13 protein-coding genes and 1 pseudogene are annotated in these 14,727 nt (G+C 63.0%); 3 read left to right on the forward strand and 11 right to left on the reverse strand.

Going from position 1 to position 14,727, the window contains the following annotated elements:
* A pseudogene (locus ACH2EI_RS00335) lies at nucleotides 1–486 on the forward strand (hypothetical protein); the annotation flags it as partial.
* Nucleotides 487–568: 82 nt separating this feature from the next.
* Here the strand turns inward: ACH2EI_RS00335 and ACH2EI_RS00340 are convergent.
* From ACH2EI_RS00340 to ACH2EI_RS00360, 5 genes are all read right to left on the reverse strand, one after another.
* A complete protein-coding gene (locus tag ACH2EI_RS00340) occupies nucleotides 569–1,324 on the reverse strand; it encodes a GntR family transcriptional regulator (RefSeq protein WP_395157013.1) in 756 nt (251 codons plus the stop codon).
* Between the two features lie 12 nt (nucleotides 1,325–1,336).
* Complete coding sequence (gene trpA / locus ACH2EI_RS00345; protein WP_395157011.1) at nucleotides 1,337–2,146, reverse strand: tryptophan synthase subunit alpha; 810 nt, start codon at nucleotides 2,144–2,146, stop codon at nucleotides 1,337–1,339.
* On the reverse strand, nucleotides 2,143–3,330 hold the full coding sequence (trpB, locus tag ACH2EI_RS00350; RefSeq protein WP_395157009.1) for a tryptophan synthase subunit beta: 1,188 nt from the start codon (nucleotides 3,328–3,330) through the stop codon (nucleotides 2,143–2,145). Before trpB ends, trpA begins: the two co-directional genes overlap by 4 nt.
* Before the next feature lie 82 nt (nucleotides 3,331–3,412).
* Nucleotides 3,413–4,474: a YHYH protein gene (locus tag ACH2EI_RS00355; protein WP_395158810.1), complete on the reverse strand. Its 1,062-nt coding sequence runs from the start codon at nucleotides 4,472–4,474 to the stop codon at nucleotides 3,413–3,415.
* Nucleotides 4,475–4,598: 124 nt separating this feature from the next.
* Nucleotides 4,599–5,768, reverse strand: a complete 1,170-nt coding sequence (locus ACH2EI_RS00360; protein ID WP_395158812.1) for an MFS transporter — start codon at nucleotides 5,766–5,768, stop codon at nucleotides 4,599–4,601.
* Nucleotides 5,769–5,934: 166 nt separating this feature from the next.
* Between ACH2EI_RS00360 and ACH2EI_RS00365 the strand changes: the two genes are divergently transcribed.
* Together ACH2EI_RS00365 and ACH2EI_RS00370 are read left to right on the forward strand one after the other, a co-directional pair.
* Nucleotides 5,935–6,897, forward strand: a complete 963-nt coding sequence (locus ACH2EI_RS00365) for a DUF808 domain-containing protein (protein WP_395158814.1) — start codon at nucleotides 5,935–5,937, stop codon at nucleotides 6,895–6,897.
* Between the two features lie 240 nt (nucleotides 6,898–7,137).
* Nucleotides 7,138–8,568 carry an ammonium transporter gene (locus tag ACH2EI_RS00370; protein WP_395154028.1) on the forward strand — a complete coding sequence of 477 codons (1,431 nt, stop codon included), beginning with the start codon at nucleotides 7,138–7,140 and terminating at the stop codon, nucleotides 8,566–8,568.
* Nucleotides 8,569–8,679: 111 nt separating this feature from the next.
* On the opposite strand, the gene ACH2EI_RS00375 is transcribed toward ACH2EI_RS00370, so the two are convergent.
* The 6 genes from ACH2EI_RS00375 to ACH2EI_RS00400 form a co-directional block, all read right to left on the reverse strand.
* Nucleotides 8,680–9,159 (reverse strand): SRPBCC family protein, encoded by a 480-nt coding sequence (locus ACH2EI_RS00375; RefSeq protein WP_395158816.1) that lies wholly within the window; start codon nucleotides 9,157–9,159, stop codon nucleotides 8,680–8,682.
* Nucleotides 9,156–9,866 (reverse strand): TetR/AcrR family transcriptional regulator, encoded by a 711-nt coding sequence (locus tag ACH2EI_RS00380; RefSeq protein WP_395158818.1) that lies wholly within the window; start codon nucleotides 9,864–9,866, stop codon nucleotides 9,156–9,158. The genes ACH2EI_RS00375 and ACH2EI_RS00380 overlap by 4 nt, the downstream gene beginning before the upstream one ends.
* Before the next feature lie 448 nt (nucleotides 9,867–10,314).
* Nucleotides 10,315–10,809: an SRPBCC family protein gene (locus tag ACH2EI_RS00385; protein ID WP_395154025.1), complete on the reverse strand. Its 495-nt coding sequence runs from the start codon at nucleotides 10,807–10,809 to the stop codon at nucleotides 10,315–10,317.
* Between the two features lie 79 nt (nucleotides 10,810–10,888).
* Nucleotides 10,889–11,749 carry a sensor histidine kinase gene (locus tag ACH2EI_RS00390; protein WP_395158820.1) on the reverse strand — a complete coding sequence of 287 codons (861 nt, stop codon included), beginning with the start codon at nucleotides 11,747–11,749 and terminating at the stop codon, nucleotides 10,889–10,891.
* Nucleotides 11,750–11,759: 10 nt separating this feature from the next.
* Nucleotides 11,760–12,296, reverse strand: a complete 537-nt coding sequence (locus ACH2EI_RS00395; RefSeq protein WP_395154023.1) for a heme NO-binding domain-containing protein — start codon at nucleotides 12,294–12,296, stop codon at nucleotides 11,760–11,762.
* 40 nt (nucleotides 12,297–12,336) lie between these two features.
* The coding region (locus ACH2EI_RS00400; protein WP_395158822.1) for an ATP-binding protein at nucleotides 12,337–14,727 on the reverse strand (2,391 nt) is incomplete at its 5' end.

The following is a 14,727-nucleotide window of genomic DNA, read 5'->3' on the forward strand; positions in this document are numbered from 1 at the left end:
ACCGAAGGGCGACACGCTGGCGACGCCCTGGCTGCCATCGCCGTCGCGCTCTTCTGGGGCGGTCTGTCCGTTGGACGTCTTGTGCTTGTCAGACCATCGGTTCGCGAACTGGCTGATCGAGTTGGACTGTCCCGACTCGCCCTTATGTCACTCTGCTGCGTTGCCTCGCTGGCCTTCGTTCCCCCTGAGCTCGCAGTAGTGAGTCTGGCGTTTGCAGGCCTCACACTTGCGCCCATCGTGCCAACGCTCTTCGCATCCACTGCGGCACGAGTCGGAGCCGACCATGCCCCGCAGCTCGCCATCTTTCAGCTGCTCGCCGCCCATCTCGGCGGAATTGGCGTGCCATTCCTGACCGGTCAGCTCGTCGACACGATGGCTCCGTCGGTGATCGTCATCATCATCGTTACCGCCGCTGCAACCGGGGCTCTGCTGCTCGGGGCCATCGAGCGGCTTCCGATACGGGACTCCGCACCTCGCACAGCATGAGGGTTCCGTCGTGAGCATCGAACCGGCTGACGACGCCGTGTTCGCCGTGGGACCTGCCGAACTCAGCAGCGACGACGCTGCCTCAGAGCGCTTGGAACGCGACTCGCATCCCGGCGGCTGAGCGCTCGGTACGAATTTCGGTGGCCTCGCCGCGCAGCAGTGCTCGGTCATAGAGAAACGCTGCGTCATCGACCGTTCGCGACACTCGAATTGACTCGAGCGCTGCACTGCCCGGCATGACTCCCAACAGCGCTGCCTCGTCGTCGTCGAGGCTCACTGCCCGAATCGTTTCCGACGCCCGATCGAGCGCGATGCCACACTGATCGGCGAGCACGTCGTAGAGCGAGCGGTTCGCGAAGTCGGCATGCGAGATCTCAGACCACAGCGATGCAGCGAGCACACTGCGCTGCAGCACCAGGGCTTCGCCGCCAGTCGAACGAAGGCGAACAAGCGCGACCACCGCCGCATCGGCTGCCAAGCGGAGTGCCGCGCGAACTGCATCGGCGTCCGTCGGGTCGGTCTCGATTGCCAGCACATCGGTCGCAACGTCGATGCCTTGGTGAGTCATCTCTTGCGTGAAGCTGGAGAGATGGTCGAGGTCATACCTGACACTCGGCGGCTCCGACACGAACGTGCCCTTGCCCTTCGCGGCGCGCACCAGTCCTTCGGCTTCGAGTTCGGCGATTGCCTGGCGCAGCGTCATCACGGTGACCCCGTACTGCTCAGCGAGCGCGTGCTGCGCGGGCAAGCGCTCCCCCGTCGCGAACTCATCTCGAGCGATGCGTTCGCGCAGGTCGTTCGAGATCGACTGGTACTTGGGCAGCTCGCTGAGCGCCATTCCGGAACGGCCCTAGAACGCTTCGTCGAGGGCAACTCGAATCGCGCTGACCTGCGATGCGACCTGGTCGATCGATCCGCCGTCGAGCAATGTCCGCATCAGCGCCGACGCAACGATGACGCCGTCGGATGAACGCGCTGCCGAGACGGCATGTTCGGGGTTGGAGATGCCGAAGCCGATGATCACCGGCAGGTCAGAGATCGCCTTGACTCGCTGGCTGAGGACCGTTGCAGCGTTGTCGAGTTCGGCGCGCTCACCGGTCGTGCCCATCGTGCTGACGGTGTAGATAAACCCGCTGGTGCGTTCGACGAGTTGCGCCAGTCGCTCGTCAGAAGTGACGGGCGCGGCGAGCAGCACATTCTCGATGCCGTGCGCTGTGGCAGCTTCCTGCCACTCCCCGGCCAGCTCGAACGGCAGGTCGGGCAGGATCGCGGCGGCACACCCGGCAGCTGCCAGGTCGGAAGCGAAGCGCTCGTTGCCGTAGCGGAACACGAGGTTGAAGTAGGTCATTGCGATGAGCGGAACGGCGAACTCGCGCGTCCGAAGCTCGCTCAACGCGCCGTGCGGGGTGATCCCGTTATTGAGTGCCTGGACCGATGCCTGCTGGATGGTTGGGCCATCCATTGCGGGGTCGGAGAAAGGGATCCCAATCTCGACGGCGTCGGCGCCTGCCTCGATCACTGCTTCGACGCAGTCCATCCAGTTCGGCACGATGCCGGCGGTGACGTACGGGAGCAGCAGCTTGCGACCACTGTCGCGTTTGGCCGTCAGCTCGGTTTGGAGTGAACGGGTGTTGACGTGGTTGTCGGCGAGGTCGCTCATTCGCCCAACCGCTCCCGGACCTGTGCGACGTCTTTGTCGCCGCGGCCCGACAGGTTGACCAGCACGTTCTTGCCGGCCAACTGCTCGGCATTCTCGATGACCCAGGCAATCGCATGAGCCGACTCGAGCGCCGGGATGATGCCCTCGCGCTTCGACAGAATCTGAAAGGCGTCGACCACCATGTCGTCGGTGACGGGGTAGTACTCGGCGCGGCCCATATCGGCCAGGTTCGAGTGTTCGGGCCCGACACCGGGGTAGTCGAGGCCAGCCGAGATCGACTCGGCTTCGATCACTTGGCCGACTTCGTCTTGCAGGAAGTGCGCCTTCATGCCGTGCACGACGGCGGGAACACCTCGGCCGACAGCAGCGCCACCTGCAGGCTCGACCCCGACAAGGCGGACCTCGGGATGATCGACGAAGCCGGCAAACAGGCCCGCCGCATTCGACCCACCACCGACGCAGGCCACGGCGACGTCGGGCATCTTGCCGAGCCGGGCAACGACTTGGCGTTGTGCTTCGCAACCAATGATCTCGTGGAAGCTGCGCACCATCCAGGGGTAGGGATGCGGGCCCATCACGGTGCCAATGCAGTAGTAGGTGTGCTCGACTTCTGTCACCCACGCGCGCATCGCCTCGTTGACCGCGTCCTTCAACGTGCGACTGCCCGAGGAGGCCGGGATAACGGTCGCTCCGAGCAGGCCCATGCGGTACACGTTGAGCTCTTGGCGCTTGATGTCGACTTCGCCCATGTAGACGGTGCAGGTCATGCCGAACAGTGCCGCGGCGGTCGCAGTGGCGACACCGTGCTGACCGGCACCCGTTTCGGCGATCAGGTGTGTCTTGCCCATGCGCTTGGCGAGCAGCGCCTGGCCGATCACATTGTTGATCTTGTGGCTGCCCGTGTGGTTCAGGTCTTCGCGCTTGAGCATCAGCCGCAAGCCAAGGTCGGCGCTGAGGTTTTCGCAGTCGGTCAGCGGCGAAGGGCGGCCGACGTAGTTCGTCAGGATGTCGAGGAACTCCTGCCGGAAGGCAGTGTCTGACCACGCGTCACGGAAGGCCGCTTCGACTTCCTGGCACGCACCAACGAGTGGTTCGGGGACGTAGCGCCCGCCGTACTCGCCGAAGAAACCCAGTGCATCGGGCTCCGTCATTTTCTTGCGTTGTACCGAACTGACTTCCAGCATCGGGCGTCCCTTCTGTCGATTCGCCTGCCGACTCTTCTGCTAACTCTTCTAGAAGTCTAGACAGGTTGCGACAGAAACACGATCAGTGTTCTGAGACAGCGATCAGGGCACCTTCGCCGCCGTCGGCGGGCGGGCCGGCACCGGGGCCTGTGGCGGTGAATTCACCGTTGAGGCAGCGGCTGATGAACGGGTACTCGGCGGTGATGACGTAGGCGTAGGAGCCGTCGATCTCCGTGCCGTTGCACTCGTCCAAGTACAGGTTGTCGTCACCGTTGGCATCGCTGTACTGCCAGTCCGAGGCGTAGGTGCCGTCCGCAGTGGTCCTGTCGACTTCAACAGCGTCGCCGCCGAGTGCCATTGAGCCGACACAGTCGGTGCCTGAGCGGGCGTCGGTCGATAACGAATAGCTTGGCGAGTAGGCGCCCGACTTCGAGTAGTACATGAGGAAGCCGTCAGCTGCGAAGCCGACGTGCACGAGGTCGTCATCGGTCGAGTAGGCGTTGGCCAACAGCTCAGAGATGCCGTGGTAGTGGTACTCGCCGGTCGGCTGGACGTGGGCGTTGTTGAAGTCAAGGCCAAGGTCGTAAATATCCTGCAGCGCTTCGACGCGGAACGTCTCGCCTGATTCGCAGGTGACGGTTTCGGCCGTCCCAGGTTCGAACTTCACACCGTTCACCGCCACGCCGGGCGTCATGGCATTCGTTGCACTCCCGACGTACACCGGGTTGGCGGGGTACTCGTACGAGACATCCTGCTCAGTGATCGTGTTCGGGTTACCGGGGTTCGGGAACTCGCCGACTTCGTGGTCGGGCAGTGCGTTCGACACGATCGTGCGAACACCGCCAGCGACGGTCACCGTCGTCATCGTGCCAAACTCTTCATCCGCCAATGCATACGATCCGGTGTAGTCGGCGCTGGGGTCGCCGGTCGCCGCTGCGGGTGCCTCCGTGTCGGCGACTTCGGTGTGCGCTCCTTCGGTGTGCGCTCCTTCGGCTTCGATATCGGCAGCTTCGGCCGGTTCGGTGGTGTCGATTTCAGTGGTGTCGTTTGCGGCTGGTTCGTCCGATCCACAGGCTGCGAATGCAAGCGTGGCCGCGAGCGAAAGAGTGAGGACGGAACGTCGACGAAGGATTGTTGCTTTCATAGGTGCCACCATGGCGATCATCCGTTCGGGCATTCCTCGCAAACCCACAAAGTTCGGTAAAGAAAAGTCGGCCACTCGTCACAACGAGCCAAACACACCGCCGTGCATCGCGCGGCGGTGTCTCTCACGTCCGCTGCGGAGCAATCACCAAACGAAGGATTGCCAAGGCGACAAGCGACATGGCCCCGGCAGTGAGAAACGCGACTCGGTAGTCGAACCCGACCACGATCATCCCGATCGCCGGGCCGATGATCGCGTTCGCGATATCGAAGAACCCCGTGTACGTCGCAAGAGCTGCGCCGCGTTCACGGTCGCTGACGCCCTCGACGGCAAGCGCCATGAACGACGGTGATTGCAACGACAGACCGCAGGCCAACAGCGCAGCGCCGACATACAGCCCTGCAGGTGTTGCCCACAGCGCAACCACCGTTGCTGCGAATGCCGTCAACACGAGTGCCCATGAACCAGCCCGAACCGGGCCGACCACGTCGGGGACTCCACCAAAGAAGAGGCGGACCACAACGATCGTCAACGACGCAACCGTGAACACGAGGCCGACGTCTTTGAGGCCAACCTCACGCCCGTACAGCGGTGCGAACTGCAACAGACCGTTGAAGGCAAAGACACCAAACAACGTGACGAGCCCCGGGGCGATGGCTGCGCGGAAGACCAGCGGAGTCGGCGCCATCTGGTCGTCGTGAACGCCAGCACGACGCGGCAGGAACGACGAAACGGCGCAGCTGACCAGCACCAGGCCACCCACCGCCAACCACACCGACCGGTAGTCCGAACGGCCGAGCACAAACTCCCCGAGAAGCGGGCCGATACCCAGCCCGACGTGGAACGAGATGAGGATGTAGCTCCCTGCCTGGCTGCGCCTCGACTCGGGTGCAATGTCCATCGACAGCGTCATCGCCCCGGTGATCATCGCGCCACCTGCGCCGCCCATCACAAGTCGCGAAGCAACAGCACCGACGAGGCTGGGGAAGGCTGCGAGCACGAGCACCGAGACACAGGCAAGGCACGCCCCGATCATCAGCACCACACGCGCGCCGCGGCGATCAGCAAGCCGCCCGAACCACGGTCGGCACAGCAACGCCGAGATTGCCATCGACCCCATCACGAAACCGGACGTTGCCTCGGTGCCACCCAACTCGTCGACCACATACCTCGGCAGCAGGGCGTTGAGGACCCCAACCCCGAGGAAGTAGGCGGCGGTTGCGGTGCCCAGCGTCCAGAACTCAGGTGTCAGCAGGCGGTTGGTCGACGTCGAGACAGCGACGGATGTGGTCATCCCTGGCGCTTGTCCGTCGGCTGCATCCGGGTGAGAGTAACGACGCCGTGTCGAAGACCACGAAGTACGCTTGACGACTGTCCTTGGTCACTTGGCACCCCCTCGACGTCCACGCAACTCGCTCACCCACCCCCTCACCCACCTGACACAGAAAGCTGGAGACGACATGGCTGGCGGACTTGCCGGATTACTCGATGACATTGCGGCACTTGCGAAAGTCGCCGCTGCGTCGATCGACGACGTCGGTGCAGCAGCTGGGCGCGCCAGCGCGAAGGCAGCAGGCGTGGTGGTCGACGACACCGCAGTCACCCCGGCCTACGTCCGCGGGCTCGCCGCTGACCGTGAACTGCCGATCATCAAACGCATCGCCATTGGCTCGCTGCGCAACAAACTGCTGCTGATCCTGCCGATCGCATTGATCCTGAGCGCGTTCGCTCCGACGCTGGTTGAGATCATCCTGATGCTCGGCGGTACGTACCTTTGTTTCGAAGGTGCGGAGAAGATCTACCACCGCCTCAAACACGACGCCACCCACGTCCTTCCTGCGGTGATGAAGGGCCCTGAGGCAGAAGAAGAAATCATCAAGGGCGCCGTCCGTACCGACCTGATCCTGTCGGCCGAGATCATGGTCATCTCGCTGAAGGAAGTCATCGGCGAGCCGATCGTCCAGCGTGCCATCATCCTCGTGGTCGTCGCTGTGATCATCACGATCATCGTCTACGGCGTCGTTGCCGTCATCGTGAAGATGGACGACATCGGCCTGAAGCTCGCCGGGCAGAGGTCCGATGTCTCACAGAGACTGGGCCGGGCGATGGTCACCGGGATGCCGAAGCTGCTCACTGCGCTGACGGTTGTCGGCACCGCCGCAATGCTCTGGGTCGGCGGCCACATCCTGCTCATTGGCACCAACGAGCTCGGCTGGCACGGCCCGTACAGCTTTGTGCACGACCTCGAGCAGCGGGTCGAAGATGTCGGTGGCATCGGCGGGCTGCTCGCTTGGCTGATCAACACCGGCATCTCGGCAATCATTGGCCTGGCCGTCGGCGCCATCGTCGTGGCTGTCGTGTCTCGTTTCCACGGCTCGTCAGACGGCGAAGAGGCGCACAGCACCGTCGACACTGTGCACTGATCTCCTCTTGGAGACACAGCGGCCGTCAGCAGAGGAATGACTCCCGCTCCGGGTGTCGCTACATGCGCCACCTCGGATGAGTTCACACGACCGAAACCGACCCGAGACACCACCGTTATCACATCCTGTTGTTAATGAGTCCACTTCATGAAGCGGGGCTGGAACCGCATGGAGGGCATCGGCAACCGTCGCTGCGGAATTGCCGGTCACCGACTGGCTCCACAAGCAGGAGACAACTGAATGATTACCGCCCTGACAGGTCCTGACGTCGACGCGCCCACCGCGGCGTTGTCGCTCAACCTTCTGTGGATCGTCGTGGGAGCGGCGCTCGTTATCTTCATGCAGGCTGGCTTTGCCATGGTCGAGACCGGCTTCTGTCGAGCGAAGCACGCCGTCCATGTCGTTTCCACGAACTTCATGATCTTCGGACTCGGATTCGTTGGGTTCTTCTTCACGGGATACGCCTTCATGTTCGGCGGATTCTCCTACCCCGGCTACTTTGGCTTCGACACCCCGGTCGGGTCGCCACTGGTTTCCATTGGGAACTGGGTCTTCCTCTGGGACGGGCCGTTCGCTCTGAAGGGTCTCGGTGGGCCCGGAACGACGGCATCGATCGCCGCCTTCTTCCTGTACATGGTGGCCTTCATGGACACGACGGCAACAATCCCGACCGGCGCCATGGCCGAACGCTGGAAATGGAGTTCGTTCGTCACGTGGGGTCTGTTCTGCGGCGCGGTCTACTACCCATTGTTCGGTGCGTGGACATGGGGTGGCGGCTGGTTGAACCAGCTCGGCAACAACGTTGGACTCGGCTTCGGATACGTCGACTTCGCCGGATCCGGGGTCGTCCATGCCGTCGGCGGTGTGGCCGGCCTCGCCGGTGCTCTCATACTCGGACCGCGCCTCGGCAAGTTCGACAAAGACGGCAAACCCCGTGCCCTGCTCGGCCACAACATCCCGATGGCAATGTTTGGCACGCTCATCCTGCTCTTCGGCTGGTTCGGCTTCAACGCCGCTTCGACGTTCGCCGCGACCGACGTCCAGTTCGCCACCGTGGCGCTCAACACGGCGCTCGCCGCAGCCTTCGGGTCGGTCGCCGCGCTCGCCTGGATCACGCGCCGCGGCAGTAAGCCCGACCCATCAATGATGGTCAACGGCATGCTCGCTGGCCTGGTCGCGATCACCGCACCATGCGCATTTGTGCAGCCGTGGGCGGCCGCTGTGATCGGAGTCATCGCTGGCGTGGTCGTCATCGAGGCGGTCTGGTTCATTGAACGTCGCCTCAAGATCGATGACCCGGTCGGCGCAATCGCCGTTCACGGCGTGTGCGGCCTCCTCGGAGTCCTGTGCGTCGGAATCTTCTCAGACGGCAGCTATGGGGCTGGGTGGAACCTGACCGCTTCGAGCATCACCGACGGAAAGGGAGTCACCGGCATCCTCTACGACTTCGACCTCGGCATCCGCCAGCTCGGGGCCCAGTCGGTCGGCGCGCTCACGATCTGCACCGTGATCTTCGGGATCGCATACACGTTCTTCTCGCTGCAGAACCGCTTCACCGCCGGAGGAATCCGTCCGACGCTCGAAGACGAACAGACCGGCCTCGACATGGCCGAAATGGGCGTCCCGGCATACGACGACTCAGCCGTGGCAGACGAGTTCGTCACCATGTGAGAGAAGGCGGCCCGGCGTCAGGAGACTGGGACCACCACAGGGCCCGCGCAGTATTCCTTGCTCTGTTGTTGCGTTGTTCCGAGCAGTTCCCGGAACAACGCAACAAGGTGATCAGGTCGGGTTCTGTTGTTCGAGGTAGCTCTTGAGATCGGCCGGCAGCCCGTCAGCTCCCTTGGCGAGCATTCGACCGAAGGGGAACGCGGCGAGCTTCCCAACGATGCCTTTGGTGGTTCCGACGATCTCGACATCGATCACCGATCGATCGGGCCCGTCAGCGCGGACGGTCCAGGTGTTCTGGAGGCCCTCGACGAAGAACGGAAGTCCTTCGGCCCGGATTGAGTAGGTCAGCGTCCGGGTATCCGCGTCGAAGTTCGTGATCCGTTCATCGGTGGTCCCGATGCCGTCGACATCACAGATCCGGCCGCCGTGCGCGCTGCCGCTGTGCCCGGTCGGCGTTGCCGGGTTTGGGACGGATGACGTGACCCCGCCAGCCCATTTCGAGATGTCGAGGAAGTGGGAGTCGAGTTCTTCCCACACATCGCTTGCGCTCGCGTTGACTGAGGTGGTCGAGGTCTTGGTGACGATGGTCATGATGCTCCTGGGTTGTCTTGGTTGGGATGTGCGGAGGGGGGAGGGGGCGTGAGGGGGGCCGAAGGGATCGAGATTGTGGAGGGGATGGAGGGGATGGAGGGGATGGAGGGGATGGAGGGGATGGAGGAATCGACCGCGCGGTCGAGTTGGGAGAGTGCGGCGGACACGCTGTCCTCGAGGACGTCACGGCTGGTCTGGGCACGCAACATCACGAACAACCCGAGCGTGGTCGTAGTCAGCAATCTCGCCGCGGCGACACGGTCATTGTGTCGGCCGCCGAAAGAGTCGGTGAGCGCGTGGAGATACCCGCCGGTCAGGCGTTCCACGTAGCGGGCCGCGAAGAGTCGGCTCGCTTGCGGTGTCGGGGCCCCGGCGGTCGCGGTGTTCGTAATAAGGCATCCGGGCACGAAGTCGTCCGTGTTGGCGTAGGCAGGAAACGCAGCAAGCACCTGCCGGACAGTCTCGATAGATGCATCCGGCGCTTCGAGCGCTCCGATGTAGTAGGGCACCATGTGCTGTTCGTAGTGCTCGATCGCCACAGCAAACAGCGCTTCTTTGCTACCGAACTCGGCGTAGAGAGAGTTCATGTTGATGCCCATTGCCTCGCACAAATCGCGCGTCGACACATCGAAATATCCGCGCTGCCAGAACAGGTGCATTGCGGCCTCGATGACTTCGACCCGCTGATATCCCTTCGGTCGCCCCACAGTCTTCTGCCTCGTTTCGTCTGCGAATCGGTCAAGCCGGGTTGGAGATCGCGCGACCCGTTGTCTCCAACAGCGCAGTCATTTTTTTGGAACTTGTCCAGGCTCGAGTTGACCGGCCCCTGAGAGAGTATCTAAGCGTACGCTTAGATACTACCCCCGCCGACACCGAAACCCGACGCACTGCGCTTCATCGGGCCCGCGCCAGGCGACGGATCACTGCGAACCTGACAGTGGCAGCGTGGCCAACGTTGAGCGATTCGGCATTGGTCGAGATCCGAGCGCGATGAGTCGACCTCGGGAGTGAGGGCCCCGGTCTCAAAGCCGGCGTCGCGACGTGTGGGTCGAGCCCTCGGCCAATTCTCAGCGCCGGCACCTACTTGCGCGGCAACAGAGACCGGCACCCAGCCATCTCAGGCTGAGACATCGTGGGAACGAACCGCTTTGCTGTTCAGCTGAGGCCACCATCTGCAGCCCCGACACGGCACTCACTCTCGAGGGCTGCAGCCAGACGTTCCAGCGTGGCTTCCATGCCAGCGCGGTTGTGAGTCAGGCGGTCTGCCACGCCGGAGATGGATACTCCGCCAGCCTTGGAGGCCTCGGGTCGCAGGTCTTGCGTGTACTCGGTGACGCGGCAACCCGTGTCGGTCGGTTCGATGGCGTATCCCCATTTGGCAAACACGAAATCACGGAAACTGCAGTCGAAGAAGAAGCGTTCGCTCGGTACCAGTTCGACGATCGTGGCCATGATGCTCCATTCCTTCTCGCCGTTTTTGTTATGCCCGGTGTACTGCGCGCCGACCTCGGCGTGATCGAAGCCCTCGTTCCACTCGGCGCGGCGCGTCTCTGGCGACCATTCGCCCATGCGGGTGATGTCGGTGATCGCGGCAAAGACCGCTTCGGGCGATGCGGCAATGTCACGGGACACTTCGATATCAGGAGTCATGTCGTGACCGTAGGCGACCGCGGTGCTCGTGCTGCGAACCGCAGCCGCACCAGGCAGAACCAGGCTGACCGCTCCCGACTTAGCGGCCACGCGGCAAGAGCACTCTTGCTTGCGTCGTCACTTCGTCGCTTTTCAATTCGAGTGAGCCGCCGCCACCGGCGGCAAGCCGCTGGCCAATTGACAACCCGATCCCAATACCCCCGCCGGAACCATGTCGAATGAATGGTTCGCAGGCCGTATCCAGCTCAACGGGAGACATCCCCGGGCCAGCATCGGTAACGGTCACCTGTGCATCGCCCGCAAGAACAACGACCTCGATCCCAATGACTCCGGGGGATGCGTGCCGCACGGCGTTTGACAGGAGCACGTCGACGATCCGAGTGAGTCGATTCCAGTCCAGGACAACTTCGACGTCGTCGCCCAAGACCGCTGGAGCAATGAGCTGGCCGCTTGCCGCTGCCTCACGGGTCCACTGACTGATGAGCTCGTCGAGCCATGCCGACGGACGCCGGCCCGTGAAACTTTGGGGTGCCGAGGATCCTTCTGCCCCAGCCAGCTCGACCAACCCATGCAGCAAGCCCGAAAGAGTGACAGCATGGTCACGGACCTCACCGAGCCTCTTCTGATCGGTGGCGGAGAGGCTCACCGGGTCAATCAGCTCGAGGAGCCCAAGTACTGCGTGCAGCGGCGTTGTGAGCTCATGTCCGAGCTCGGCAAGGAATCGTTCCTTGGCATCGGACGCCGATGTCGTTGACGCCAATGATCGCTCCAGATCGACCGTTCGCTCAGCGACGCGCGCCTCGAGATCCTTGTTAATGCCCCACAGGTTGCGCATCCCCTGCTCGGCAATCCGTTCGGCCTGCTCGCGCGATTCGCGCGCGCGAGCCAGCCGACTTTCGAGGCGTTGGATCCTTGCTGCAGAATCGAGTTCTTCGATCATCACGTCCGGGTCAACCGTCTTCGGCGACCCGCATCGTGCACGATGCGCCACCCTTGTTGGTGCAGGTGAGGTGCTCGACGGACAACTCGACGCCGAACGAGTCACCGCAGCCCAGCATCAAGCCATCAGCAAGGACGCAGAGGTCACGCTTGGACGTATAGGTGACGATCAGTGCGTCGCCGTCGGCGACGATTTCAAACCTCGGCACGTCGGCATCGGGGTAGATCTTGAGAACCTCGGGATGGATGATGCTGTCGAGCGATGTCAACACCGCCTTCCAGTCGTCAAGCCCTTCGAGGAGATGCGGAGCCCGTCGCATGAGATGCTTGAAACCGGCTCGGCCCGACAGCCGCACCGTGGCATCTTCGGAAAGGCCCGCTGCCGCTGCCGTGGCAATCACGATCCTCGTGAGATCGCCGTCTGGGTAGTTCCCGAGCGACGTATAGGCGCCGGTGACGCCGGAGCTGTCGACCACATCGTCCCATGCATCGGCCGAGAGCGCCTCGGTCACGACGTCTTCAATGACGTTGAACAGGACGCCCTTCATGATGTGACTCCTCTCTGGGACACAGAAGTGCGTCGCGCCCTCATCTTGCTTTGTCTGTGACCAGGGAATCGGGATAGTGCGGGGCCGCGGCGAGCCACGCCGTCAGCCCGACGCGCGCAGCAATTGCTGCCTCGGAAACGGCGCCACGCACGCTGGCATCGGTCTCGGCTGCAGCGCAAAGCTCGGCGAGGTGGAGCGCACCCAGCAGCTTTGCACTCGATTTCAAAGTGTGCGCCTGGCGCACTGCGCTCTCAGGGTCGCCGGTGGCAATATCTGCACCACGTGCATCGAGCTCACCCAGGAACGTCGTCACCAAGCTCTCGACGACCGCCCGATCGCTGAGCTCGGCTGACAGTACGTCCAGCACTGACTCGTCCACCGCAACCCTGTCGACAGCCGTCGGAGTCACGGGAGGAGTCACGGGAGAAGTCACGGGAGAAGTCACGGGAGAAGTCACGGGAGAAGTCACGGGAGAAGTCACGGGAGGAGTCACGGTAGGAGTCAAGGTGAATGTCGAGGTGGGAGTCGAGGTGAATGCCGACGCCGAGGTTGCGGCGGCCCCGCGTGCGAGCACGCGCCGCAGCGTCGTACCGAGCCGCTCGAGGCCGACCGGCTTCGACAGGAACGCATTCATGCCGGCCTCGAAACAAGCTCGCTCATCGGCAGCGGTCGAACTCGCCGTCAACCCCACGATCGGCGTCAACAGCCCACGACGACGAATCTCGCGAGTTGCGTCCCTCCCGTTCATTCCAGGCAGTTGGTGGTCCATGAGAATCGCGTCGAACGACGACGACTCCAGCAGATCGAGGCCGGCCTCGGCGCTCTCGGCGATCACGCAGTCCATGCCGAGCCGTTCGAGCTGATGCCGAGCCAGCTCCTGGTTGACGGGTGTGTCTTCGATGACCAGGATGCAAGAACGCCCAATCATCTCCACCACATCGATCGGCATGGCGGGCAGCGCCGCCACGGCACCGACCAACGGAATTTCGATCGTGAAGACTGACCCCTGGCCGAGCACGCTTCGGGTCGAGACACTGCCGCCGTGCGCTTCCACGAGCCGACGGACGACGGCAAGTCCAAGCCCCGCCCCGCGGCGATCACCGCCGGTGGTCGCCGTCGAGAACGGTTCAAAGATGGCGGCGACCTGGTCAGCAGGAATACCGACTCCCGTGTCTCGAATCTCGAAGTGGAGCATCTTGCCGCCGACGACCGAAGTGTCCAAATGAACACTTCCTACCTCGGTGAACTTGACGGCATTGCCGACCAGGTTGCTGAGGATCTGCTGCAGCCGAGCGGCATCGACGGTGACGAGATGCGGAACGTCGTCGGCCACATGTTGGACCACTTCGATGCGGCCGCTAGCGGCAGAACTCGCCACCTGCATGACATCGTCAATCAGATTGCGAACGACGACCGGACCAGGCCGAAGTACAAAACGTCCGACTTCAATCTGGGCTGTGTCGAGAAGATCATCAGTGACAGAAGTGAGATGCTTGAGCTGTCGGAGCACGGACGCTGCAAGTTCACGTTGCCCATCGGCGAGGCTGGCATCGGACGCGAGGAGTTCGATCAACCCTGACATCCCGTGCAGCGGGTTGCGCAGCTCGTGGCTCACCGTCGCGAGCAGGTGCGACCGCTCTTCGGCCTCCGCAACAGCCTTGTCGCGAAGTTGGCCGACCGAATCGATCATCTGCCGTTCAACGGTCACGTTGCGAGTGGACAGCACGATGCCGCGCAGATCCGGGTCGTGCAGCATGTTCAGGGCGGTGACCTCAAGCGTCTCGATGGTCCGGCTCGCACTCTGCACACGGAAGTCGTGCGTGACCGCGTGTTCGGGCTCACGGACGACTTTGTCACGCATGTCCATCATTTTTATCAGGTCTTCAGCCACGACGAGGTCGAGGATCGTGCGGTCCTCCCAGAACTCTGGCGGGTAGCCCAACGTCGACCGGTATCGCCCAGTCGACTCGATGATGTTGCCCTCCACGTCGACCAGCGACACCGAGCCGGCGGCGTGTTCGAGGAGCTTGCGAACTCGGATGTTGTCGACAATCGGTCGGACGTCGACAGGCTCGACACTGGCAATGAGTCCCGTACACATGCCCTCAGGGCGGATGGCGCGGACCGCAAGGTGAGCGTCGAACTCGGTTCCGTCCTTGCGTACAAAATGTTTGACTGTGCGAAATTCATTGATATCACCGGTGATCAGCCGAGTCAGGTACGAGAGCGTCCAATCTTGGTCTGCAGGACGAGAGATCATCCCGACGTCCAATGCCGTTCCGGGCTCGTAGCCGAACAACTTCCAGAACTCCTGGTTCGCCTGAATGATCCGACCGTGGACGTCGGCCAACGACAGCGACGTCGCCGCATGGTCGAAGCCTTCGGCCAACAGGTGTGTGGGATCTTCAGACACTCCACCAGTGTTGCGGAC

Source organism: Ilumatobacter sp., assembly GCF_041688325.1.
In the GTDB taxonomy this organism is placed as follows: Bacteria; Actinomycetota; Acidimicrobiia; order Acidimicrobiales; family Ilumatobacteraceae; genus Ilumatobacter_A.